Origin of the sequence: Erwinia sp. HR93 (genome assembly GCF_034555055.1) — a bacterium.
GTDB classification, from domain to species: domain Bacteria; phylum Pseudomonadota; class Gammaproteobacteria; order Enterobacterales; family Enterobacteriaceae; genus Apirhabdus; species Apirhabdus apintestini.
In genome coordinates this window covers 156,319-180,047 of the sequence record NZ_JAXUDP010000001.1, presented here as the reverse complement: position 1 = coordinate 180,047, position 23,729 = coordinate 156,319, and the positions used below count along the sequence as shown (strand labels likewise).

General features: G+C 52.1%; 21 protein-coding genes. 19 read left to right on the top strand and 2 right to left on the bottom strand.

From position 1 onward, the window contains the following. Nucleotides 1-61: 61 nt before the first annotated feature. Together SFA31_RS00845 and SFA31_RS00840 are read right to left on the bottom strand one after the other, a co-directional pair. Nucleotides 62-877 (bottom strand): flagellin, encoded by an 816-nt coding sequence (locus tag SFA31_RS00845; RefSeq protein ID WP_322836288.1) that lies wholly within the window; start codon nucleotides 875-877, stop codon nucleotides 62-64. Between the two features lie 334 nt (nucleotides 878-1,211). Then, nucleotides 1,212-1,484: a transposase gene (locus tag SFA31_RS00840; RefSeq protein ID WP_322836287.1), complete on the bottom strand. Its 273-nt coding sequence runs from the start codon at nucleotides 1,482-1,484 to the stop codon at nucleotides 1,212-1,214. A 429-nt stretch (nucleotides 1,485-1,913) separates the two neighbouring features. Between SFA31_RS00840 and fliD the strand changes: the two genes are divergently transcribed. The 19 genes from fliD to SFA31_RS00745 all read left to right on the top strand — a co-directional run bounded on the left by fliD (nucleotide 1,914) and on the right by SFA31_RS00745 (nucleotide 23,698). After that, nucleotides 1,914-3,347, top strand: a complete 1,434-nt coding sequence (fliD, locus tag SFA31_RS00835; RefSeq protein ID WP_322836286.1) for a flagellar filament capping protein FliD — start codon at nucleotides 1,914-1,916, stop codon at nucleotides 3,345-3,347. Nucleotides 3,348-3,391: 44 nt separating this feature from the next. After that, a complete protein-coding gene (gene fliS, locus SFA31_RS00830) occupies nucleotides 3,392-3,775 on the top strand; it encodes a flagellar export chaperone FliS (protein WP_322836285.1) in 384 nt (127 codons plus the stop codon). An 11-nt stretch (nucleotides 3,776-3,786) separates the two neighbouring features. Next, complete coding sequence (gene fliT, locus SFA31_RS00825) at nucleotides 3,787-4,131, top strand: flagellar protein FliT (protein ID WP_322836284.1); 345 nt, start codon at nucleotides 3,787-3,789, stop codon at nucleotides 4,129-4,131. A gap of 269 nt (nucleotides 4,132-4,400) precedes the next feature. Then, a complete protein-coding gene (gene flhD, locus SFA31_RS00820; RefSeq protein WP_322836283.1) occupies nucleotides 4,401-4,721 on the top strand; it encodes a flagellar transcriptional regulator FlhD in 321 nt (106 codons plus the stop codon). 30 nt (nucleotides 4,722-4,751) lie between these two features. After that, nucleotides 4,752-5,345 (top strand): flagellar transcriptional regulator FlhC, encoded by a 594-nt coding sequence (flhC, locus tag SFA31_RS00815; RefSeq protein ID WP_322836282.1) that lies wholly within the window; start codon nucleotides 4,752-4,754, stop codon nucleotides 5,343-5,345. A gap of 63 nt (nucleotides 5,346-5,408) precedes the next feature. After that, nucleotides 5,409-6,299, top strand: a complete 891-nt coding sequence (motA, locus tag SFA31_RS00810; protein ID WP_322836281.1) for a flagellar motor stator protein MotA — start codon at nucleotides 5,409-5,411, stop codon at nucleotides 6,297-6,299. Continuing rightward, nucleotides 6,296-7,453 carry a flagellar motor protein MotB gene (gene motB / locus SFA31_RS00805; RefSeq protein ID WP_322836280.1) on the top strand — a complete coding sequence of 386 codons (1,158 nt, stop codon included), beginning with the start codon at nucleotides 6,296-6,298 and terminating at the stop codon, nucleotides 7,451-7,453. Before motA ends, motB begins: the two co-directional genes overlap by 4 nt. Before the next feature lie 11 nt (nucleotides 7,454-7,464). Continuing rightward, nucleotides 7,465-9,465: a chemotaxis protein CheA gene (gene cheA, locus SFA31_RS00800; protein ID WP_322836279.1), complete on the top strand. Its 2,001-nt coding sequence runs from the start codon at nucleotides 7,465-7,467 to the stop codon at nucleotides 9,463-9,465. Between the two features lie 22 nt (nucleotides 9,466-9,487). After that, nucleotides 9,488-9,982, top strand: coding sequence for a chemotaxis protein CheW (gene cheW, locus SFA31_RS00795; protein WP_322836278.1), 495 nt, complete (start codon nucleotides 9,488-9,490; stop codon nucleotides 9,980-9,982). 157 nt (nucleotides 9,983-10,139) lie between these two features. Beyond that, nucleotides 10,140-10,991, top strand: a complete 852-nt coding sequence (locus SFA31_RS00790) for a CheR family methyltransferase (RefSeq protein ID WP_416208309.1) — start codon at nucleotides 10,140-10,142, stop codon at nucleotides 10,989-10,991. Beyond that, entirely contained in the window at nucleotides 10,988-12,034 is a 1,047-nt protein-coding gene (locus tag SFA31_RS00785) for a chemotaxis response regulator protein-glutamate methylesterase (RefSeq protein WP_322836277.1), read from the top strand. The genes SFA31_RS00790 and SFA31_RS00785 overlap by 4 nt, the downstream gene beginning before the upstream one ends. Nucleotides 12,035-12,075: 41 nt before the next feature. Next, nucleotides 12,076-12,465 carry a chemotaxis response regulator CheY gene (gene cheY / locus SFA31_RS00780; protein ID WP_322836276.1) on the top strand — a complete coding sequence of 130 codons (390 nt, stop codon included), beginning with the start codon at nucleotides 12,076-12,078 and terminating at the stop codon, nucleotides 12,463-12,465. Between the two features lie 6 nt (nucleotides 12,466-12,471). Next, complete coding sequence (cheZ, locus tag SFA31_RS00775) at nucleotides 12,472-13,131, top strand: protein phosphatase CheZ (protein WP_322836275.1); 660 nt, start codon at nucleotides 12,472-12,474, stop codon at nucleotides 13,129-13,131. 166 nt (nucleotides 13,132-13,297) lie between these two features. Next, the gene (flhB, locus tag SFA31_RS00770; protein WP_322836274.1) at nucleotides 13,298-14,443 is read left to right on the top strand and encodes a flagellar biosynthesis protein FlhB; all 1,146 of its coding nucleotides are present in this window, start codon (nucleotides 13,298-13,300) and stop codon (nucleotides 14,441-14,443) included. Continuing rightward, on the top strand, nucleotides 14,443-16,533 hold the full coding sequence (gene flhA, locus SFA31_RS00765) for a flagellar biosynthesis protein FlhA (protein WP_322836273.1): 2,091 nt from the start codon (nucleotides 14,443-14,445) through the stop codon (nucleotides 16,531-16,533). Before flhB ends, flhA begins: the two co-directional genes overlap by 1 nt. Further along, nucleotides 16,533-16,952, top strand: coding sequence for a flagellar protein FlhE (locus SFA31_RS00760; RefSeq protein WP_322836272.1), 420 nt, complete (start codon nucleotides 16,533-16,535; stop codon nucleotides 16,950-16,952). The genes flhA and SFA31_RS00760 overlap by 1 nt, the downstream gene beginning before the upstream one ends. Before the next feature lie 240 nt (nucleotides 16,953-17,192). Next, nucleotides 17,193-18,683, top strand: coding sequence for an SrfA family protein (locus SFA31_RS00755; protein ID WP_322836271.1), 1,491 nt, complete (start codon nucleotides 17,193-17,195; stop codon nucleotides 18,681-18,683). 6 nt (nucleotides 18,684-18,689) lie between these two features. Beyond that, nucleotides 18,690-21,644 (top strand): virulence factor SrfB, encoded by a 2,955-nt coding sequence (locus SFA31_RS00750; RefSeq protein ID WP_322836270.1) that lies wholly within the window; start codon nucleotides 18,690-18,692, stop codon nucleotides 21,642-21,644. Then, nucleotides 21,641-23,698, top strand: coding sequence for a virulence factor SrfC family protein (locus tag SFA31_RS00745; RefSeq protein WP_322836269.1), 2,058 nt, complete (start codon nucleotides 21,641-21,643; stop codon nucleotides 23,696-23,698). Before SFA31_RS00750 ends, SFA31_RS00745 begins: the two co-directional genes overlap by 4 nt. The last annotated feature ends 31 nt before the right edge of the window (nucleotides 23,699-23,729 follow it).

The following is a 23,729-nucleotide window of genomic DNA, read 5'->3' as shown; positions in this document are numbered from 1 at the left end:
CGAACAACAACAAAAGACCCCGATTGCTCGGGGTCTTGATACTACGCGGTAATTTTGAAAATTAACGCAGCAGAGACAGTACGTTCTGCGGAACCTGGTTAGCCTGGCTCAGTACAGAGGTACCGGCCTGCTGCAGGATCTGGTTACGACCCATTTCAGAAACTTCGGTAGAGAAGTCTGCGTCCAGGATACGAGAGCGAGAAGCGCTCAGGTTGTTAGTGGTGTTGTTCAGGTTGCTAACCACAGACTCGAAACGGTTCTGGATAGCACCCAGGTAAGAACGGTTGGTATCAACCTGGTCGATAGCTCTAGATACCAGGTCGATAGCAGCAGAAGCGCCAGAAGCGGTGCTTACGTCTACTGAACCAACGCCCATACCAGAAGCGCTCATCTGAGTCAGGTTGATTTCGATAGTCTGACCAGTTTTGTCGCCAACCTGAATGCTGATGGTGCCGCTTGCGTTCAGTACGCTTACGCCGTTGAATTCAGTCTGAGCACAGATACGGTCAATTTCGCTCATACGCTGTCTGATTTCGTCCTGGATAGACGTACGGTCGCTGTCAGAGTTAGTACCGTTAGCAGCCTGAGTTGCCAGCGTTTTGATGCGCTGCAGGTTGTTAGTGATTTCAGACATCGCACCTTCACTGGTCTGTGCCAGAGAGATACCGTCGTTTGCGTTACGTGCAGCCTGAGTCAGGCCGTTGATGCTGGAAGTGAAGCGGTCAGAGATCGCCAGGCCAGCTGCATCGTCTTTGGCGCTGTTGATACGCTTACCAGAAGACAGACGCTCCATGGCCGTACCCAGAGCAGACTGTGATTTGTTCAGGTTGTTCTGAGCAACCAGAGACAGATAGTTAGTATTGATTACCTGAGCCATTTTAATTTCCTTACTTATCTAAAAGGGAGTGCCGGAACGCATGTGCCAGCAGAATCGTCGTTTAATAATGCGTAACGCATTCTCTTCGCAAATTAGTTATCGGCGCGTTTTGAGGAAGCTTTATAATAAAATGAATATTTTTTGTAATTCATTGATTATTAAATGATTTATTTTTTAAATTGATTTGTTTTAATCGTTTCAAGGCGGGTTTTTACTATTTCTGTGGATTTTCAATGGCTGGATTTAACAATTCGAGCGGTTAATTAAGCCCATAAAAGAATACGCTGAAATATATGATTGAGATATTCGTCACAAAATAATTGGGGTGTTCGGGTTACGCCTCAATATTTATGTGCGGGAGACGCATGGAGTGAATAAATAGAAAAGATATTTTGAGCTGAAGAGCTGAAGAGCTGAAGAGCTGAAGAGCAACGGTGTAGTTCTGTTCAAGGATCAGTTGAGTGGATTTGCGTTTAAATTCTGCGCTGAAATTTCTTTTTTTCATTGGGACACCTGTATTGTTCTGAGATGCTCTGTTTAGGTGGCCAAATTCAGTAAACCACTTCAAAGAGCTGTCCGTGACGGAGAAAAAAAGCGTATTGGCCATTATCATAGCCAGCCCTGGTAAAAGAAGAGCATCCGCGGCTGCCTGGCGCTGCAGGCCCGCACATGATAATAGCGTGTGTCCCTTTATGAACGGGCACTGCCTGCTCGTAAAAGAAAGTCTTCTTTATAAGGAAGCGTGATTCATACTCTTTATCAGCAACGCGGAAAAACTGTCCGGGAAAGGGGCTATCGCGCCTGAGTGTGTATCAACTCCCGGTATCATGCGGCATAAATGATAAAACAGTCTTTCGTTTTCATCCCCCGCTCCGATTTATTTACCTTAACAAAGTGCCAATCGCCAGATAACCCCACTCAGAGATAGGTTTATTGCGGGAACGGAAAAAAGCCCTTTGCTATAAACTTTTCCTCAATATTGCCGATAGAGCCGTAAGAGAAACGCTCAACTACTTTATATAGAGGATTTGATCTTATGAGTTATGTTCCCTCTTTTAGCCAGATGGGGATCGGTTCTGGCATTAATTTTGACGACATGCTTACTAAGTTAAGGCAGGTTGAGAATAACCGTCTGGTGCCTTACACCAACCAGCAAACCTCATGTAAAAACCAGGTATCGGCCTGGGGAGCGATTAAAAATTCGCTCAACGATTTCCAGAAATCTGTAACCGCGCTGAATGGCTCTGCGTTTAATACTTTTACTGCCAACGATACCAAGGCTTTTTCAGTCACTACAAACAGTAATGCGTTTGAAGGGGTACATAAAGTCATCGTTAAAAACCTGGCAACGGCGGGTTCTGGAATAAGCACAGGCGTAGATGACAGAACTGCCCAAATGGGCTCCTCTGATGCGAAAATTACCATTACGCAGAAAAATGGTGAGCCGCCGCTGGAAATCGATCTGAAGGCCGATGAGACCTCGCTCGATCAGGTGGTGAAAAAGATTAACGGCGCCGGCGGTGATGTGACTGCCAGCGTGGTATTTGGCGATGATGGTAAAGCCGCGCTGAAACTGACGTCTAAATCAACCGGTGCAGACAATAGCATTGACTCTGTCCAGGTGACAGGCAATTCCGATCTTCAATCATTTATGGGCACAGTGAAAACCACTGACGGTGTAGATGCAAAGATAGACATTGACGGTCAGGAAGTTAACAGTGCGTCCAACACCATTAAAGATGTTATCCCTGGGGTAACGCTTACGCTGAAAGCAATGTCTGAAGATCAGACCAACGGCGAGCAACTGGTACTTAACAAGGACAGCTCGGCGGTTAAAGATGCAATTAAAGACTTTGTCGAAAAGTTCAATGCGCTGAATAGCAAAATTAATACCTCGCGCTATTCCGATGTAGCCGCCAATGCTACCAGCGGTAGCAAAAAATCCGATGATGACGATAAAAATAAGGTTCCGGACGGCGCGCTGGTTTCTGACAGCACTATTCGCGACTTGGCATCGGCGCTTTTAGGAACGGCTGCGGGTTCTGTTACCGGTAACGGTAACCATGACGTTATGTCTCTGTCTGACATCGGTATTTCCATTGATGCGAAAACCGGTGAAATGAAGATTGATGAAACTAAGCTGGACACCGTTTTAGAAACCAATGGCGACGATGTACAGAAAATGCTCATGGGCGCGGGCGATAAGCCAGGGCTTGCCGATAGCCTGTTGAAAGATGTGGCTAACAAATACCTTGGCGACAGCGCTAGCGGCACGAAGAGCATTATCGATGACACCACCAAAGGGCTGAATGATAAGCTGAAAACGCTGCAAACTCAGATTGACAGAACTAACGATCTGATAGACAGCCAGATGGATGTCTACACTAAGCAGTTCCAGAACCTTGATAAAATCATGACGCAGATGCAGGGCACCAGTAGCGCGCTGATTGCCGCACTCGGTGGTCAATAATTAATAGCGGCGCCGCCGGGATGGCGGCGCCTGAGAGATAATGTATGAATCACAATCAATACGCTAGTAAAGCATATTCCCAAGTGAGCCTGGAAAGCAGCGTGATGGGGGCGAGCCCGCATCAGTTAATTACCATGCTATTTGAAGGCGCTCACGCATCTCTACTGCGTGCAAAAATCGCCGCCGAAACGGGAAATGTCGCGCTGCGTGGAAAAGAACTTTCCAGAGCCATTAATATTATTGGTAATGGTTTGCAATCTGTTCTCGACCATGAGCGTGGCGGTACCGTTTCTGCTGAATTGGATCGCTTATACAGTTATATGATTCAGTCTTTACTTAAAGCCAATTTAGATAATGATATTGCACTTATCGTGCATATTGATCGTGTATTGTTAAATATTACCGATGCCTGGAAACAAATAGGGTAAATAGAAGAGAAATGAAAACGAATTACGCGAATGAACAAAAAAATCTGATTCAGCACGCTCTACAGTTAAGCAGTGAGATGGTTGATATGGCTGAAAAGCAGGAATGGGATATGCTAATCAACCACAACAGCATTTATCTGCCCGTAGTTGAACGTATTGTGAACGACATCGATACATATACGGAGTGTTCTGAGGAATATGTAGCGGATTCGTTGACTTCTCTTTGCCAAAATGAGAAACATGTAATGTCTCTGCTAAATAATCGGCTGGGAGAGTTACGGAAAAGCGTTATTAACCTTCGGAATAATAAAGAGGGAAATAATGCCTATGCCAATCATTTCATGAAGATTTATTAATGCCGGGAAAGTAACTCTAGGCTATCCGCTGAATTTATAAAAATTAGGACTAATTTTCCTAAATCCGCAAAATTGAGTATTGACCCCCGATCAGATAATGCTCAATAATGCGGTCATTGGAAACGCTCAGCCCTAATTAGTTAATGAAAAGCACTCTGTGATCAGACTCATCTGATTAGATTTTCCGTGCGCAGTTAACAGGGATGAGAAATAAAGGAATAAATTAAGGCAAACGGATTTGTTAATGTTACTTAACAGAGAGTGCCGGAATGATTTATCAAGATGTAACTAAAGCAATCAATAATATTAACCTTTCTTATCTTTTATTGGCACAGAAATTGTACGAGAACGACCCCGCTGTCGCAGGCTTCCGCTTAGGTATGGAAGATGAGACTTTGGCTTATATCTCGAAACTAACGCTGCCTCAGCTAATTAAATTAGCAGAAAGCAATCAAGTCCTGTTTCAGTTCAGACTGGATGATGTCGAGGCACTTCAACGCGTAACTGGCGAATCTCGGGTTGCTGATTTACAGCAAATTCATACGGGTATTCTTTTGTCGACGCAGTTGTTAAATAGTGTTGGTCAATAACGTCTAATTGGATTAAGAATAAATCAAATTATGGTTGCAGAAAAAAGTGTATTACGCGAAGTTAAAGATATTCAACTCGCAGTAGAGTTAATTTCATTAGGTGCCCGTCTACAAATTTTGGAAAATGAAACCAGTTTAAGTAGAGGGCGTTTGCTAAAACTTTACAAAGAATTACGCGGTGCGCCACCGCCGAAAGGAATGCTCCCCTTTTCAACCGATTGGTTTATGATTTGGGAACATAATATTCATTCTTCTATTTTTTATAATATTTATCTTTATTTTCGTAAAAATGAAGAAACATCTTCAATTGTCGCTATCGTTAAAGCGTATCGCCTGTATCTTGAGATTTGCGCTCCGGAAGAAGGCAAGGACCCTGTATTAAGTTTAACTCGGGCCTGGACTTTATTACGTTTTACCAATAGCTCTGTATTACAGCATACGGGATGCACCCAATGCCGCGGTAAATTTATTACTTATGCATATCAGCCGGAAAGCGAATTTGTATGCAGTATGTGCCAGCCGCCTTCACGAGCGGTAAAAAAAGATAAATTTTTCGCGGCTAATGCCGATAACAAATTGGACCTTTCAGGTGTTTATTTGCCATTGCAAATGAAAATGGCCTGATATTCTATCTTTTTGTTAAGCAGGTGCTTTCCTTTTTTGGTTAAAGCGATTTAAGGATATGACGTGTTAGTTATACTGGGATATGCCATTGTTATCGCCACGGTATTTGGTGGCTTCGTGATTTCCGGCGGAAGTTTAGGGGCATTATATCAGCCTACCGAACTGCTTATTATCGGCGGCGCGGGAGTTGGCGCCTTTTTCGTTGGCAATAATGGAAAAGCGGCGCGGGCGACAATGAAAGCGCTGCCGCGTTTATTTCGCGGTTCCAGTTACAACAAAGCGCTATATATGGACCTGATGGCCCTCATGTTCCGCCTTCTTTCCAAAGGCCGCCAACAGGGGCAAATGTCGCTGGAACGTGATATTGAAGAACCCGCAAGCAGCGCAATCTTCAGCGATTATCCGCGTTTAATGGCGGATAAAATGCTGATGGATTTTATCGTCGACTATATGCGCCTTATTTTAAGCGGCAATTTAAATCCGCATGAAATGGAAGCGCTAATGGATGAAGAGATTGAGACCTGCGAGCAGGAAAATGAAGTCCCTGCCGGCAGCTTAAACCAGCTTGGCGATGCATTTCCCGCTTTTGGTATCGTTGCCGCCGTTATGGGCGTTGTCAACGCGCTGGCTGCTGCCGATCGTCCGGCTGCCGAATTGGGTGAACTCATTGCTCACGCCATGGTGGGTACCTTCCTTGGCATTTTATTAGCCTATGGCTTTATTCTGCCGCTGGCGTCTTTACTGCGCCAAAAAAGCTGTGAAAGCATCAAAATGATGCAGTGCATCAAAATTACCCTGCTTTCCAGTATGCACGGATATGCGCCGCAAATATCGGTTGAGTTCGGGCGTAAAACGCTGTACTCCACCGAACGTCCATCATTTATCGAACTGGAAGAACACGTTCGTAACGCTAAGCGTTCTGATGGCAATTCAGCTGAGGCTGGTCAGGCATGAAAAAGCCTCATGTAATCATTATTAAAAAAAAACGGAAGTCGCATGGTCATGGGCACCATGGCGGCTCCTGGAAAATCGCTTACGCCGACTTTATGACGGCGATGATGGCATTCTTTCTGGTGATGTGGTTGCTATCGACAACCACAACCACCGATCGTATGCAGATAGCGGAATATTTCCGCATGCCGCTCAAAGTCGCGCTGGCGAAAGGCGATAAATCCAGCCTTAGCAGCAGCGTTATTCCCGGCGGCGGCGACGATTTTATGAAGCAGGACGGCGAGCAATTCAAAAAGCCGCAGCAGCTGGATGACAGTGATAAACGTCATCGTAAAGAGATGAATGCGCTGCGTCGGCTTCGTGAACGCCTCGATCAGCTCATCAAAAACGATCCGCGTTTGAAACAGCTGGCGCCTAACTTACGCATTACATTATTGGACGACGGGCTGCGAATTCTGATTATCGATAGCCAAAGACGTCCGATGTTCCAGCTTGGCAGCGCGAAGGTTGAGCCTTACATGCGCGATATTCTGCGAGCGCTGGCACCCATTCTAAATGACATCCCCAATCGGTTGAGTATTTCAGGCCATACCGATGACCTTCCGTTTGCTTCCGGCCTGGCTGGCTACAGCAACTGGGAACTGTCAACCGATCGTGCGAACGCCTCGCGCCGCGAACTGATTCAGGGCGGGTTAGGCCCGGAAAAAGTGCTGCGTATCGTCGGTATGGCGGACACGATGAACCTGAAAAACACCCAGGGCGATATCGCGGAAAACCGGCGTATCACGCTGCTTATCCTGACGCACGATAAAGAAGAAAGCATCCTGAAAGAAAATGTGGATGGCGACGAAGTTACCATCGACGGATCGACACAATCATTACAAAAAAGCCTGAGTCCTGAGGCGGCTACCGCACAAGATGCGGCAGCTAAAACTCAGCCTCCGGCGCCCGTGAGTGTGAAGGCCCCGGCTCCGGCCGCTCAGGAAAAAACCGCGGAGCCGGTTAAGCCGTCTGCGGAAACCCCGAAACTTTCTCCGGCAGCCCCAACGCCCGCCGGAGAACCGAAGGCGCCAGATGTCAGCGCGCCTTCTGAAAAACAAAATGCCGGAGCGCCTGCGAAGCAGACGAACGCGGCGCCCCCGAGCAGGCAGGATTAAGGTGCGCGGAAATGGACATTACAGAATTTTACCAAACGTTTTTTGAAGAAGCAGATGAGTTGCTGGCCGATATGGAGCAGCATCTGTTAGAGCTGGATCCGCAGGATCCGGATAACGAAAGCCTGAACGCTATCTTTCGCGCGGCGCATTCAATTAAGGGCGGGGCAGGGACTTTTGGTTTTTCGGTGCTGCAGGAAACAACGCATCTGCTGGAGAACCTGCTCGATGACGCTCGTGGCGGCAATATGGCGCTGAGCGGCGATATCATCAATCTTTTCCTGGAAACAAAAGACGTTATGCAAGAGCAACTTGATGCGTATAAGTCCTCTGTGGAACCCGATCAGAGCAGCTACGAATATATTTGTCAGGCCTTGCGCCAATTAGCCCTTGAGAGTAAAAACGGCGCAGCGCCTGCTGAAACCGCGGCGCCAGCGCCGGTGGCTGAGTCTGCTCCGGCTGCGACTGCCGCTGTTGCATCGTCGGGCCATCTTCGCGTGGAGATAAAGAACCTCAAGGAAAGCGAGCAGAATTTACTGGCCGAAGAGCTGGGTAACCTGGGGCAGATTGTTGAAAAATCATGGGATAACGGCACGCTGAGCGTTACGCTTGCTACCACCGTAGACCAGGATGATATTAGCGCGGTTATGTGCTTTATTGTCGAGCCGGATCAGATAGCTATTTCGCCGGTTGCCGCTCCCGAAGCGCCAATCGCCGCTGCGCCGGCGGTAGAGTCAGCCCCTGAGGCGGCTCCTGTAGCGGCCGCTGCTGCCTCTCAGCCAAAGGCGCCTGCGAAAAAAGAAAAAGCGCCTGCGCGCAACAATACTGAATCCGGCACTATCCGCGTAGCCGTGGGTAAAGTGGACCAGATAATTAACCTCGTGGGCGAACTGGTCATCACGCAGTCTATGATTTCACAGCTCTCTTCACTATTGGATCCTTCGGTCTGCGGCGATCTCCTGAACAGTATGGGGCAGCTTGAGCGCAATGCGCGCGATCTGCAGGAAGCCGTTATGTCTATCCGCATGATGCCGATGGAGTACGTCTTCAGCCGCTTCCCGCGTCTGGTGCGCGATCTGGCCGGCAAATTGGACAAGAAGATTGAGCTTGGTTTAGTCGGCAGCTCGACTGAACTGGATAAAAGCCTGATTGAACGCATCGTCGATCCGCTAACGCACCTGGTGCGCAACAGCCTGGATCACGGTATCGAACCTACTGAAGTACGCCGTCAAAAAGGCAAATCGGAAATTGGACATATCACGATTTCGGCCGAACATCAGGGCGGCAATATTGTTATCGAAATTAAAGATGACGGTGCCGGGCTAAACCGCACCAAAATTCTGGCGAAGGCTCAGTCTCAGGGGATGGACATCCCGGACAATATCAGCGATGACGATGTGTGGAAGCTCATCTTCGCGCCAGGGTTCTCAACCGCAGAACAGGTGACAGATTTGTCTGGTCGCGGCGTGGGGATGGACGTTGTTCGCCGTAACATTCAGGAAATGGGCGGTCATATCGAGATTGAGTCCGTAGCAGACAAAGGCTCGACGTTCCGCATTCTGCTGCCTCTAACGCTGGCGATTCTGGACGGCATGTCAGTACGCGTCGGTGAAGAAATCTTCATTCTGCCGCTGAACGCGGTGATGGAATCTCTGCGGGTTCAGAAAGACGCGCTGCATCCTATGGGCGGCTCGGAATTTGTGCTGCAGGTGCGGGAAGAATATTTGCCGCTGATTGAATTGCATCGCGTGTTTGACGTTAAAAATGCGCATGAAGAGATTACTGAAAGCATCGCCGTAGTGGTGCAAAGCGCCGGTCGCCGTTTTGCCCTGTTAGTCGATCAGTTAATCGGGCAGCAGCAGGTGGTGGTGAAAAACCTTGAGCGCAATTATCGCAAGGTCGACGGTATCTCCGCCGCTACTATCCTGGGCGATGGCAGCGTAGCGCTGATCGTTGATGTCGCCTCTATGCCTCAGTTTTACAATAAGAAATTTTCTGTAGCTGAAAGTATTTAACATTATCTGAAGAGATTTTCATATGTCTAACGCTTGCGAAAATACGATGTCCGTTGAAAATCAGGGTAAAGAGTTTCTGGTTTTTGCTCTGGGGGACGAAGAGTATGGAATTGATATCCTCAAAGTACAGGAAATCCGCAGCTACGATAATGTAACGCGCATTGCGAACGCTCCGGATTTTATTAAAGGGGTTACCAATCTGCGCGGCGTTATTGTTCCGATTGTGGACCTGCGCATTAAGTTTGATCAGGGCGATGTCTCGTATACGGGAAATACCGTCGTGGTGGTATTGAATTTACAGGAACGCGTCGTAGGAATTGTAGTTGACGGCGTGTCTGATGTGCTTTCTCTTACGACGGATCAGATTCGCCCGGCACCGGAGTTTTCCGTTTCGCTGTCAACAGAATTTCTCACCGGGCTAGGTACACTCAATGATCGCATGTTAATTCTGGTTGATATTGAGAAACTACTTAATAGCCGTGAAATGGCGTTAGTCGATCAGGTCGCGTCTGCCTGATGAAATAATAAAGTGGCTGCCTACGAGGATTCAGGCTCCGGAAGTAATTTAATTCCACTTAAGGATGAGAGTTTATTATCGGGAGTTGTTTTTTGAGTGTGCAGATGTAAACCGCATTGCTAGTTGAAGCTATTTTTACAGGTGTACACAAAATAAGATGTCGAAAGCATTATTTTCTCCGCTGGGTGAATCCATGCTCAACGTACAAATGACGTCCGCTGAATTTGAAAAAATTAGAGACCTCATTTATCGGCGGGCAGGGATAGTATTAGCCGATCATAAAAAAGACATGGCTTACAATCGTTTAATGAAGCGCATTCGTGCGCTCAAATTAAATGATTTTTCGCAATATTTACAATTCTTGGAAAAGGATGCCAACGGTAATGAATGGCAGGAGTTTATTAATGCATTAACCACGAACCTGACATCGTTTTTTCGAGAATCGCACCATTTTGATATTCTCGAAAAACATGCCAGAGCGCGTGGCGGTAATTATTGCGTTTGGAGCGCGGCGGCGTCGACAGGCGAAGAGCCGTGCTCTATTGCAATGACGCTGGATCGCACGCTGGGAACTAGCGCCGGCGCGCGAATATGGGCTACCGATATTGATACCCAGGTTTTACAACATGCGCAAAGAGGCGTTTATCGCCTGCACGATGTTTCGTCATTGCCAGAAGAATTAAAGCGCCGTTATTTTTTACGGGGCACCGGGGAACAAAGCGGGCAAGTAAAAATACGCAAAGAAATACTTTCTTCTATTTGCTATCAGTCGCTGAATTTACTTTCCCATAGCTGGAATATTCCTGGGCCGTTTGACGCTATATTTTGCCGCAATGTGATGATCTATTTCGACAAAGATACGCAGCAGCGTATCTTGCGGCGTTTTTCATCTATGTTGAAACCCGGCGGGCTATTATTTACCGGCCATTCAGAAAACTTTAGTCAGGTGAGTGAGGACTTTTACTTAATCGGTCAGACAGTCTATGGATTAGTGAAGGACAGGCGATGAATAAAATAAGAGTGCTGTGCGTTGATGATTCCGCATTGATGCGGAAACTTATGACTGAAATTATTAACAGTCAGCCAGACATGGAAGTAGTCGCGACGGCGCCGAATCCAATTATCGCCCGTGATCTTATAAAGCAACATTCTCCGGATGTGCTAACGCTTGATGTTGAAATGCCGCATATGGACGGCCTGGATTTCCTTGAGCGTTTAATGCGTTTGCGCCCAATGCCGGTGTTAATGATTTCTTCATTAACGGATAAAGGCTCGGAAGTCACTCTGAAGGCGCTGGAACTGGGCGCGGTTGATTTTATTACCAAACCGCAGGCGCAATTACGCAGCGGAATGATGGAATACAGCCATCTTATCGCCGATAAAATTCGCGCGGCGAAAAAGGCGCGCGTGAGTCGGTTAAATCCGCTGCGTCCGAAGGCGGTGACGCTGCGCGCGCCGCTATTAAGCAGTGAAAAAATTATCGCCATCGGCGCCTCAACCGGCGGTACGGAAGCGATCCGCTGTATTTTAACGGAATTACCCAACAACACGCCGGCGCTGGTTATTGCTCAGCATATGCCTGCGGGATTTACGCGTTCTTTCGCCGAACGGCTAGATAAGCTGTGCCAAATTAGGGTGAAAGAGGCGGAAGACGGGGAACGGGTTCTGCCCGGGCATGCCTATATCGCGCCCGGCGATTTTCATATGGAACTCGTGCGAAGCGGCGCTAACTATCAGGTTCGCCTGACTCAGGAAGCGCCCATCAATCGCCATCGTCCTTCCGTCGATGCGCTGTTTTACTCCGTTGCCAAAAACGCAGGTAAAAACGCAACGGGCGTTATCCTGACGGGAATGGGGGCCGATGGCGCAGCCGGTTTGCTGGCGATGCGTCAGGCGGGCAGTAAAACGCTGGCGCAAAATGAAGAAAGCTGCGTGGTGTTTGGTATGCCAAGAGAAGCTATTGCCATCGACGGGGTGTGTGAAGTCGTGGCGCTGGCAGATATGAGTAAACGAATGCTCCAGTGCGTTGGAGAACGGGCATTAAGAATTTAATGCCGGGCATTAAATAGAACAGTCAGTACGGAGAATGAAGTATGGCCGATAAGAACTTACGCTTTTTAGTGGTTGATGATTTTTCAACAATGCGTCGCATTGTGCGCAACCTGCTAAAAGAGCTGGGATTTAACAACGTTGATGACGCTGAAGATGGTCAGGCTGCGCTGAGCCGCCTGCGTGAAGCGGAATTTGATTTTGTTATCAGTGACTGGAACATGCCGGTAATGGACGGCCTGGAACTGCTCACGCAAATTCGTCAGGATGACGCGCTTAAAGCGCTGCCGGTACTGATGGTGACCGCAGAAGCGAAAAAAGAAAACATCGTTGCTGCCGCGCAGGCTGGCGCTAGCGGCTATGTCGTAAAACCGTTTACGGCGGCGGTGCTGGAAGAGAAGCTAAACAAAATCTTTGAGAAACTTGGGTGGTAATAGGTAATGAGCGAACAGCATTCCGGTATAGCTGACGTTCAGGCGCCAGAGGCAACGGATATTATTTCGCGTATCGGTAGCCTGACGCGCATGCTGCGCGACAGCCTGAAAACATTAGGCCTCGATCAGGCAATTGCCCAGGCGGCGGAAGCAATTCCTGACGCCCGGGAAAGGCTTAGCTATGTGGTTAATAAAACGGCTCAGGCCGCAGAATGTGCGCTGACCTGCGTAGAGATAGCACAGCCGCTGCAAACCGAAATGAGCGATCGCGCGGAAGGGCTTACCTCACGGTGGGATGCGTGGTTCGAAAGTCCGGTTGAGCTTAGCGATGCCCGTGAACTGGTCAAAGACACTCGCTGTTATCTGGCCGATGTTCCGCCGATGGCGAAAAAAACGCACGAGCAGCTTATGGACATCATGATGGCGCAGGATTTCCAGGATCTTACCGGTCAGGTAATCAAGCGTATGATGGCCGTGGTGCAGGAAATTGAAAAAGAACTGGTTCAGGTACTGCTGGATAATCTACCGGAAGGCACGATTATCAATAAAGGCGAGGTGCAGAAAGGGGATGAACTCCTTAATGGGCCACAAATTGATGCCGGGCGCGCTGGCGTGGTCGCCACGCAGGAGCAGGTTGACGATCTGCTGGAAAGCCTCGGATTTTAACCCCCGCTATACTTCGCTACCGGCCTTTCCGATTCAAGAAAGCGCCGGTAGCATCACGTATTATAAGATTAACCCGCAAATTTACCCTCTTCTTTCCCGATGAATTGCGCAAACTTTTGTCATCCTATGCGCCTTGCGTATTAGGTACCTGACTTAGGATAAGGCTTTGTCTGAAGAGAGCGACCAGGATAAAACAGAAGACCCCACACCCCACCGATTAGCGGAAGCGCGTAAAAAAGGGGATATTCCCCGATCGCGAGAACTCACTTCTATGTTGATGTTGACCTGCGCTTGGGGGCTACTGTGGATCGGCGGCGGCCATATCGCCGGCGCGCTCAGCGAAGTGTTCCACGGCGGACTGCTGTTTGACCGCGGCATTGTCGACGATGAAAAGCAGCAAATGATGCGCATCGCGCGGCTGGTCATGACCTGTTTAGGCGCCTTACTTCCTATTTTTGGTGGGCTGTTTGTTATCGCTATTATTTCACCGGCGATGATCGGGGGCATCTCCCTAAAGCAGGATACGTTCAAGTTTGATTTGAAAAAGATGAATCCGATTTCCGGCATTAAGCGTTTATTTTCGCTGAAGATTGTTCCGGAAATGCTGAAGTCGATTTTAAAGGTTGTGCTAGTGGGCGTGACCGTTTCGCTTTATCTCTATAGCCGCTGGGCAGAGATAGTTCGGCTGTTGTATCAACATTCATTTATCGCCATTAGTGAAGCGATGGCCATTATGGCGCACTGTTCACTGTTGGTTGTGCTTAGCCTGCTTCCGATGGTGGGCTTTGACGTGTTTTACCAGCTCATGAGCTATCGCAAAAAACTGCGTATGACAAAGCAGGAAATTCGCGACGAATACAAACAAAACGAAGGCGATCCGCACATTAAAGGGCGCATTCGCCAACAGCAGCGTGAAATGGCGAGCCGGCGCATGATGGCGGCGGTGCCCTCGGCGGACGTCGTGATTAACAACCCGACGCACTACTCCGTCGCGCTGCAGTATAAAGAAGGCATCATGGCAGCGCCGACCGTGGTGGCAAAAGGCGCCGGCGAGGTGGCATTAAAAATTCGCGAGCTGGCCTCTGAACATCGAATTCCTATGCTGGAAGCCCCGCCGCTGGCGCGTGCGCTTTATCGTCATGCGGAGCTGGATCAGCAAATTCCGGCCACGCTTTATAGCGCCGTAGCGGAAGTGCTGGCTTGGGTTTATGGCTTAAGGCGCTGGCGCAAAGAGGGCGGAGTATTACCTCCGCGCCCGCGTAATATCGCGGTACCTGCATCATTAGATTTTGGTCAAGAGAGTAACGATTAATGGCAAATATGGCGGCAAAACTCAGGTTGCCTGATTTTAAAAATACGCAGTGGCAGGCGTTAGCCGGTCCGGTATTAATAATGATGATTCTGGCAATGATGGTATTGCCATTGCCTCCATTTATGCTGGATCTGCTGTTTACCTTCAATATCGTGCTATCAATCATGATTTTGCTGGTGGCGATTTTTACCCAGCGGGTTCTTGATTTCGCGGCGTTTCCGACGGTACTGCTGTTCTCAACGCTGCTGCGACTGGCCCTGAACGTGGCTTCGACGCGTATCATTCTGATGCAGGGGCATCAGGGCGGCGGCGCGGCGGGCCGGGTTATCGAAGCATTTGGCCACTTTCTGGTGGGCGGTAACTTTGCTATCGGTATTGTGGTATTCGCCATCCTGGTCATCATTAACTTTATGGTTATCACCAAGGGCGCCGGGCGTATCGCGGAAGTGGGCGCTCGCTTTACCCTTGATGGAATGCCAGGCAAACAGATGGCGATTGATGCCGATCTTAGCGCTGGGCTGATCGGCGAAGATGACGCCAAACGCCGCCGTCAGGAAGTTACCCAGGAAGCGGACTTCTACGGCTCGATGGACGGTGCCAGTAAGTTTGTGCGCGGCGACGCCGTTGCCGGCCTGATGATCATGGCTATCAACATTGTCGGTGGCCTGATGGTCGGGGTTATGCAGCACGGGCTATCGCTGGGAGATGCCGGAACGACCTACACTCTGCTGACTATCGGTGATGGCCTGGTCGCACAGATCCCGGCGCTGGTCATCTCTACAGCGGCGGGGGTTATCGTCACGCGCGTGGCGACGGATCAGGACGTCGGCGAGCAGATGGTAACGCAGCTCTTCAGCAACTCTCGCGTAATGCTGTTGAGTGCAGGCGTAGTAGGGCTGTTGGGGATAATTCCCGGCATGCCGAACTTCGTGTTTCTGTTATTTACCGCGCTACTGTTATTACTCGCATGGTGGGTTCGTGGGCGCGAAATGGCGGGTAAAGCAACGTTTGAAACCTCAGAAACCGACGATAAGAGACAGCGCGAAGCCAGCAGCGCCGGTGAAGCAAGCTGGGCTGACGTACATCTGGAAGATACGCTGGGGCTGGAGGTTGGCTACAGGCTGATCCCCATGGTCGACGGTAACCAGAGCGGTGAACTACTTGGGCGTATTCGTGGTATTCGTAAAAAGTTTGCGCAGGAAGTGGGCTTTTTGCCGCCATCGATTCATATTCGCGACAATCTTGAACTGCAGCCCACCGCCTATCGTATCTTGCTAAAAGGCGTGGAAATTGGCGGCGGCGAGATTGTCCCTGGCAAATGGATGGCGATAAACCCAGGCAGCGCGATTGGCGAGCTTGAAGGTGATAAGTGCGTAGAGCCAGCCTTTGGCCTTGAGGCCTGCTGGATAGATGAAGTTCTGCGGGAACAGGCGCAAATCCAGGGCTATACCGTGGTTGACGCCAGCACCGTGGTTGCGACGCATCTCAACCATTTAGTGATGAAGTTCTCAAGTGACCTCTTTGGGCGCATTGAAGCCCAGCAGTTACTGGATAGGGTTAACCGCGATATTCCGAAGCTGACGGAAGATTTAATCCCCGGCGCGATTTCACTGACGACGCTACACAAAGTGCTGCAGAATTTGCTGACGGAAAATGTGTCTATTCGCGACATGCGCTCCATTATTGAAGCGATGGCGGAGGCGCCGACGCAGCAGCAGGGAGATCCTGAAGAACTGACGGCGCTGGTACGAATTCGTCTTGGACGTGCGATCACTCAGCAGTGCTTCCCGGGGCGCAGCGAGCTGTGTGTGATTGGGCTGGATACCACGCTGGAACGCATTTTGTTACAGGCTGTACAGAGCGGCGGTGGCGTGGAGCCGGGCGTGGCGGAACGGCTCTTGATTCAAACCGACAGCGCGCTGCAAAACCAACTGGCGATGGGGGAACCGGGCGTTCTGCTGGTAAACCATGCGCTGCGCGCTATGCTGTCGCGCTTCCTGCGTCGCACACTGCCGCAGCTAACCGTGCTGTCGAATATGGAAATTACGCAGGATAGAACGGTACGTATGACCTCAATGGTAAAAGAATAATGATGATGCTGAAGCGAATGATATGCGGTGCGTTACTGGCAGGTATTAGCGCGGCGGCTTTCGCCGGCGCCGGTTCCTGGAGCGCCGACGGATATGGCGGCCAGACTCAGTTTGGACGCCAGGCATTTTCAGGGCGCACGCTGGAAGCCCCGGCCGCAGAGTCGCTTAGCGGCGCGCGCGTTACCTCAGTGGCGTGGTCGATAAGCGCTTCATCCGCCGACGTGACGGTAAAACTGTGCGCCAGCGGGGCAAACTGTCTCACTTTGCCCGGTGTTTCTGGCACAATGACGTGGCCGGAAAGCGCCGCACCGCGCGCTGGAGACAGCTTCCGCTTTGTTTATCTGGTCAATCAGCCGGGCAGACTGGCGAAGCCATTCTCGGTGAATAACAACGCGTTAACCGTAAACTACGCGAAATAGCGTTTTGGGCCCGCGCTCAGCGGGCCGCATTAACCGGGCCGGGCGCGGCGCTCGCGCGCGTCATCAAGAATGTTACCCACTTGTATTTTCTACAGCGAAAACGTTACCAAACGGTATGCGGAGCTGCCCTCGGTTTGCCAAAGGCACGAGGATTCGCCACTTTACTTTCCTCTTTCTTCCTTTGAATACGCAAAATAACGCTAAAGTATTTATCAGGATGTACTCTAGCGGGAAGATGATGTGATAAACAATTTGTTACGCAGCGGCCAGCTCGCCGATTTTCAGGCGATTGGCGAGAACGGGTTACCGGTCTTCGAAATGGCGCTGCAGTTACGCGAAGCGCTGCGCCTGCGTCAGCAACAGCAGATTGCCGACTGTCTGGCAATTCCTCAAATCAACGACGATGGCGATAAAATCGACTGGTATTCACCGGTGCCGGGGCGCGCAAAAAGCTGGATCGCCGCCGATGCGCATGAGCGTGAGCAGGCGCTGAACGCGCTGGCGGATATTCTGAGCGCGGTACAGACATTAAGCCAGCGCAGCCTGCAGGCGGAAAACCCGGCAATGCGCCTGTTTGGTAAGCTATTGCCGCTAGCGCTTCAGTTTCCCGCACAAAACCATTTATATCTGGTAGCCGGTAAGCCCGTCATCACGTTCTGGGGCTTCGTCAATCTACACGAAAATATTCGTGAAGATGTGCTGGATTGTCTACGGGTTGTAGAAACACCAGAGCCAGAGGAATTTGAGCAAACCGATGCGCTAACTGCCTCTGAGATACGGGAGCAGGGCGAGCTGGAAACTCAGGCTCAGGAATCGAATATTCAAGAACCCGACGCCGAGCCGCCGCTCACTTACGCGCCTCCGTCACCGCAGCCCACCGTTGCGCCGCCCCTCATTGAAGATATCGCCGTTGAAAGCGAGGAGAGCAATGAGGATGAAGACGGCGACGCCGCAGTCGTTACATTAACTTCACCCCGGCGGCGGCTATGGGTCATTCCGGCTCTATTACTGCCGGTTGTCGCAGTTAGCGCCGCCGCCTGGTTTGCGTGGAACACGCACGCTGCATCGCAGATGGCGCTGCAGGCGCATCGACACACCGCGGAGATACGGCCCGTCAGAGCGCCTTTGGTACTCAAAAAGACGCTGCCGCTTATGAAAGCGGTGGTTGTACCGGCAGAACCCGCTGTGCCGACGCCGACTACGGCGCTGGCACCAGCGCCATCGCCGGCTGTCGCATCATCAACGCTGCCGCTTGATGCGGCGGTGATTGCACCGGTTTCGGCGGCGGAGAAAAAGCCCGTGGCTGAAACACAAGAGAAGCCGGTATCTACGCCCGCGCCCGCGCCGAAAAATGCGCTTATCATGAGTGAAGATGAGCTGCGCGTAGGAACAACGCGCTTTTTAAACGGTAACTGGCGGGCGGCGGTGGACTTTTCCAGCCCGGTCACCGGTAAGCCGCCGGTATTGCGCTATCAAATCAAAGACAATAAAGGCAGCGTCCGGCTGACGCTCAGCGGCGGCGTAGTGTGTAAAGCCGATGTTTATTCCGGGCTACACGCCAGCGGCGTGCTAATGATTAAATCGCGCGGCGCGGCGCGCTGTTCCGACAGTTCGCGCTATCCGCTGCCTGAAATTTCATGTAAAGCCGGTGCAAACGATGTGGCCGAGTGTAGCGGCGCCTACGGCGCAGACACCGTTGTCCCTGTGACCTTTAAGAAAATAAGCGACTGATTCTTTATGCTAGTAACTCTGTGCGACTATAAACAAAACGTCACTCTGATTGAAAATAGCGGGATTCAGTTCCTCGACTTTGGCGTGACGCCGCAAGACACTCCCCACGGCGGCCGCTTCGTTCGTAAAACGGCGAACGGTCCGCTGCTGCGCCTGGATTACGACGAGGCGCAGCAGAAATATACGCTGCCGTCCGACGGCGGCCCGGAGTTAGTAAAACCGGAAAATGTATGCAGCATGGCACAGTCGCTGGCGCTGCTGGATGGCGTTTGGCTACCGTTTCCGCTGCTACGCGTGAATGCGCCGCGCGCATTTGTCGGCGGCCCGGATAACTGGGCGCGCATTCAGATAAACCGGCTGGATATACCGGATGAGTCGGGGTACACGCACCGCGTCACGGTAGCAATTGATACGCGTCTGATGGACGATAGCGACAGTTTGCTGGCGCCGGGGCCGCGCGATGTGAGCAATGGTTCCCGCTTTGCGGTGGCATGGCGCGATGAGGACGTCGGTGACTTTTTAGATCAGACGTGGGTCGATGGCTGGCTGCGGGAGATTTTTACCCAGTATGTCAGTCGGCATGAAGCGCGCACAGAAGAAGATATCGCACGCGCGCTGAAGTTCTTTGAATATCAGGCCCACTGGTTGAATGTCATGTCGCTTATCGGAACTCAGGTCCGCGTGCCGGACGTGCGCCTGGTGGCGGCGGAAACGAACGCGATTGCGATAGATTTAACGCTGGATGTGGGCAACACGCACACCTGCGGCGTATTAATAGAAAATGATATTCATGCGGAGGACGGCCTGTCGCGAACCACCGCGCTGCGGGTGCGCTCCCTGAGCGAACCCTACCGCCTGAGCGCGCCGCTTTTCAGTAGCCGGGTTGAGTTCAGCCAGGCGAATTTTGGTAAACAGGCGTTTTCCGTTGAAAGTGGGCGTGAAGACGCGTTTATCTGGCCGTCTCTGGTGCGGGTAGGCGATGAAGCCAGTTGGCTTGCCGCCCGCCGCCAGGGAAATGAAGGCAGCAGCGGGCTATCCAGCCCGCGGCGCTATCTGTGGGATGATGCCCCGGCAATTGCCGACTGGCGCTTCAATCACCCGGAGCGTGAAGCTCCGGCCACGGCGCGGCCGCTGATGCTATTAATGAACGATGAAGGTGAGCCGCTTTACCGTATTCCGCCTGCGCTGCGTTTACCGGTATTTAACCCCCGCTATAGCCGCAGCTCCCTGATGACGCACATGCTATGCGAACTGCTGGCCCAAATTATTTCTCAGATGAACAGCGTGGCTCATCGTCTACAAATGGGCGATATCAATGCGCCGCGCTATTTACGCTCACTTATTCTGACGCTGCCGTGCGCCATGCCTAAGCAGGAACGCGATATTTTCCGCCTGCGAATGCAGGAGGCTATCGCACTAGTCTGGAAAGCGAACGGCTGGCATCCACAGGACGCTGATTTTACCGGCGCCGCCGGGCTTGCGCAGAGCAAAGTACCGGTTCCTGAAATTAAGATGGAATGGGATGAAGCGAGCTGTGGGCAACTGGTGTGGCTCTACAACGAAGCAATGGTCACTTACGCCGGACAGCCGGCGCGGCTGTTTGCCGATTTAGCTCGCACCGACGCTGTGCCAGATGCGGCAGAGGTAGCGGGACGTTCGCTGCGCGTGGCTTCTCTGGATATCGGCGGTGGTACGATGGACCTGGCGATTACGCGCTATTCCCTGGAGACCGGCGGCAGCGGTGCGAAAATCCGGCCGGAACTGCTGTTTCGGGAAGGATTTAAAGTCGCCGGTGATGATATTTTGCTGGAGGTTATCCAGCGAGCGGTATTGCCTGCTATTGAGCGCGCGCTGCATAACGCCGGGGTTAGCGATACCGCTGCGCTGATGATGGCTCTGTTCGGCGATGCCGGGCGGATGACCAGCCAGAGCGTGCTGCGCCAGCAGTTAACTCTGCAGCTGTTGATTCCTGCGGGGCTGGGCGTGCTACGCGCCTGGGAACAGAGCAATCCCGCCGATGCCAGCGATGGCCTTCACACGCATTTAGGTGCGCTGTTAACTCATCCCCTGACGGGCGGCGTCCAGGAATATCTTCAGCAGGTTATCCGACCCGCGCTAAGTGATGATGCGATACGTTTTGATATTTTGGCTACGCCGCTGCAGGTGGATTTCTCCGCGCTCAATCAGGCGGTGCAGGAAGAGCGCTTCTGTATTAATCAGCCGCTGCACGCTATGTGTGAAGCTATTTCCCACTATGACTGCGATATCTTACTGGTCACCGGGCGACCAGCCGGGCTTCCCGGCGTGAAGCTGTTGCTTAATCAGCTACAGCCCGTGCCCGCCAGCCGTATTCGCTGGATGAATCATTATCAGCCTGGTGAATGGTACCCGCTGCGAGATAAAGGCCGGATTGGCAACGCGAAGTCGACGGCGGCGGTTGGGGCAGCCCTGTGCTGCCTGGCGCTGGATCTTCGTCTGCCTCGCTTCAATTTGAAGGCAGCGGATATCGGCGCCTATTCCACGGTGCGGCATCTGGGGGAACTGGATGCCCAGGAAAACCGGCTGTCTGAGGAAAATATTTGGTATCGGGATATCGACCTTGACGATCCTGAGGCGCAGTTGGACGCTGAGTTGACTTTTCCGCTGCGCGGCGGTGTGACGCTGGGCTTTCGCCAGCTTGATAACCCGCGCTGGCCAGCGACGCCGTTATATACGCTTGGGATCCGTTCCCCGGAGCTGGCGCGCACGCTGGCGGGTGACGGCGTGTTGAATGTGCGCCTGAAGCTGGTGCATGCGCAGGGCGAGGAAGAGGCGTGTACTTTTGAACTGGCGGAGGCTGCGCTTCAGACGGGCGAGCGCGTCGGGCTGGATGCGCTGGCATTAAAACTCAATACGCTGGCGGATCGCCGTATTAACGGTCAGCACTATTGGATCGACAGCGGGAGCGTGTATCTGAAATGAAATCCACTTTTTACCCAGAAACGGCCATTACCGCTCTAGTTGAGTGGGTGAACGCTCACCGGCAGACTTCGGCGCTGCTCGATGCGCAGGCGGACGCGCTGTTATTGCGTCTGTGGCAGGCCAGCGCGCGCAGCGCGGCGTTAAACGCGGCGGAAAGTTCGCCGGGCGCGCTGTGTTTGTATGGGCATGGCCACGCCAGTAAGCGTCATTTACTGAATACGCTGAATATTCCGGCGCCGCATATGCGCCCCGCCGGGCGCGTGGGATTTACCAGTGGATGCGCGCTGCGCTATAGCGCCGATCCGGATATGCGCCCGACGGCGTTTCCTTTACGTTTACGCCTGCTGCGTGAATGTGAGTTGGTACAGCTTTTTATTAGCCACTTTTTAGAGCAGGGCGGCATCGTTGCCGGGATTAACGAACGCCTGCGCGAGCGCCTCACCACGCTTGGCGCGCGTCGGCAGACGCAGGCCAGCGAGGCGCTTACGGAGCAGGACGTCGCGCTGGTGGTTGATTACTGGCAGCGCGTATGTGGGCTACAGGGTGAAACGGGCAGCGCCGCTTTGTGGCAGGAGTTTGCGCAGTTAATCCCGCATTTAAATTTACGCGAGCGGGCGAGCGCCTGGGCGCTGCTGTGGGACGATCGTCGGGCATTAACGGAAAGCTGGCTCGATTTTGCGACTACGCTGGAGCGTCTCGGGTATCACACACTGGTGATGGCGCCGGAAACGCTGCTGGAGGCGCCGGTTTCTGCGCCAGCGCAGACTGTTCTGGTCAAGCCGCCCCGGCTAACGCCGGTGAATATCTCTTTGGATGCGCTAACGCTATTGTGCATTGAGGTGGAGTTTTCCGGCCACTGCCCTTACGGCGATGTGCTGGATATGCCGGGTTATCCGTCTGCGCATACTCCAACTCTGGCGCAGAGTAAAATACGCTTTTTGCCCGATGTGTATCGTCAGCGCCAGCAGCCTGATTTATTGCTGATGTGTGATGTAGTCGAGGATCGCGGCGATATTCCGGCGATTGCTCGCCAGCTTGAACGCTGGGTGCAACAGTGCTGTGCCAGAGATGCCGGTCAGGAACCGGGAATGATCTGGGCGATTACGCCTTTTGATACGCGTTTTCATAACGGGGAGCACGTTGATGAAGGGCTACAGCAGTTATGCAGCCGTTTGTCGCTCGCATGGGGAACCCTGCAAACGTTAGATGAGCGCGGCATTGCGCAAATGGCCGAATGGCTGTCCCGCTCTCAGGCGCCAGCGGTGAGGGCGCAGCATTATGCTACTCTGCGTCAGCGGCTCCATGAGTCCCTTCGCGCCGCGTTTACGCCGCTATTACGCGAGCAGGCGCAGACCGAAGCTGAAATAGAAGAGATTGTGCGGGCGCTGCAGCACAGCGCGCCGCGCCACGGCGATTTGCTGGAGGCGCTACGCCCTTCTGCCGACTGGTTTCTGACACCTGAAACCGCGACCGCGCAGCCCCGGGGGATTTTTGACGCGTCTTTAGATTTGTTCAGCCGTCAGGGCGAAGAAAAAACCGGTGTGGGCGCGGGTCCTGGCCTCACGCTGTATCGCTGCTGGGCGTCTTATCTGCGGGAAAAAACGCAGGATGCTCGTCTGGCCCATTCGCTAGGGCTGCGCGCTGAAACGCTGAGCGATGTGGGTGAAATTTTGGTGATGACGGGCTATCGCCTGGATCTGCCTGCCGAATTTGGACGAGCAGCCGTAGAGGAGGGTGCCGGTGGGGCGGAAATCGCCCGTATGGCGGAGAACTTCATGTGCTGGCTAGGTTATGCCCGAGCGCCGCTGGAGGAGCGTCCCACCAGTATTATTTCTCAGGGGCCGATTTTTGCTGCACCTGAACCTGAGCGTGCCGTTGGGCGATTAACGCGTTTGCCGGAGAAACCCGCGCACGCGGGCGCGCGCTATGTGTATGACTGGCTGGTGGCGCTTTATGTGCGCGGTTGTGAGAATCGCGATTATCGCCACCCCGAGGATATTAGCGTTAGCGCACGCCAGCATTTGCAGCGTTTATTAACTACTCCGGTGCGCTAGCTGTTCTGCGCGCAGCTCCCGCCGTGAAGGC

What these genes read in the sequence shown, in the direction of transcription:
- cheZ (WP_322836275.1), top strand. Translation starts at nt 12,472, where the DNA reads ATGAGCGAACAGCATTCCGGTATAGCTGACGTTCAGGCGCCAGAGGCA.
- SFA31_RS00745 (WP_322836269.1), top strand. Translation starts at nt 21,641, where the DNA reads ATGAAATCCACTTTTTACCCAGAAACGGCCATTACCGCTCTAGTTGAG.
- SFA31_RS00845 (WP_322836288.1), bottom strand. Translation starts at nt 877, where the DNA reads ATGGCTCAGGTAATCAATACTAACTATCTGTCTCTGGTTGCTCAGAAC.
- cheA (WP_322836279.1), top strand. Translation starts at nt 7,465, where the DNA reads ATGGACATTACAGAATTTTACCAAACGTTTTTTGAAGAAGCAGATGAG.
- fliS (WP_322836285.1), top strand. Translation starts at nt 3,392, where the DNA reads ATGAATCACAATCAATACGCTAGTAAAGCATATTCCCAAGTGAGCCTG.
- motB (WP_322836280.1), top strand. Translation starts at nt 6,296, where the DNA reads ATGAAAAAGCCTCATGTAATCATTATTAAAAAAAAACGGAAGTCGCAT.
- SFA31_RS00760 (WP_322836272.1), top strand. Translation starts at nt 16,533, where the DNA reads ATGATGATGCTGAAGCGAATGATATGCGGTGCGTTACTGGCAGGTATT.
- flhD (WP_322836283.1), top strand. Translation starts at nt 4,401, where the DNA reads ATGATTTATCAAGATGTAACTAAAGCAATCAATAATATTAACCTTTCT.
- SFA31_RS00790 (WP_416208309.1), top strand. Translation starts at nt 10,140, where the DNA reads ATGTCGAAAGCATTATTTTCTCCGCTGGGTGAATCCATGCTCAACGTA.
- cheW (WP_322836278.1), top strand. Translation starts at nt 9,488, where the DNA reads ATGTCTAACGCTTGCGAAAATACGATGTCCGTTGAAAATCAGGGTAAA.
- SFA31_RS00750 (WP_322836270.1), top strand. Translation starts at nt 18,690, where the DNA reads ATGCTAGTAACTCTGTGCGACTATAAACAAAACGTCACTCTGATTGAA.
- flhC (WP_322836282.1), top strand. Translation starts at nt 4,752, where the DNA reads ATGGTTGCAGAAAAAAGTGTATTACGCGAAGTTAAAGATATTCAACTC.
- fliT (WP_322836284.1), top strand. Translation starts at nt 3,787, where the DNA reads ATGAAAACGAATTACGCGAATGAACAAAAAAATCTGATTCAGCACGCT.
- fliD (WP_322836286.1), top strand. Translation starts at nt 1,914, where the DNA reads ATGAGTTATGTTCCCTCTTTTAGCCAGATGGGGATCGGTTCTGGCATT.
- flhA (WP_322836273.1), top strand. Translation starts at nt 14,443, where the DNA reads ATGGCAAATATGGCGGCAAAACTCAGGTTGCCTGATTTTAAAAATACG.
- SFA31_RS00785 (WP_322836277.1), top strand. Translation starts at nt 10,988, where the DNA reads ATGAATAAAATAAGAGTGCTGTGCGTTGATGATTCCGCATTGATGCGG.
- cheY (WP_322836276.1), top strand. Translation starts at nt 12,076, where the DNA reads ATGGCCGATAAGAACTTACGCTTTTTAGTGGTTGATGATTTTTCAACA.
- SFA31_RS00840 (WP_322836287.1), bottom strand. Translation starts at nt 1,484, where the DNA reads ATGGCCAATACGCTTTTTTTCTCCGTCACGGACAGCTCTTTGAAGTGG.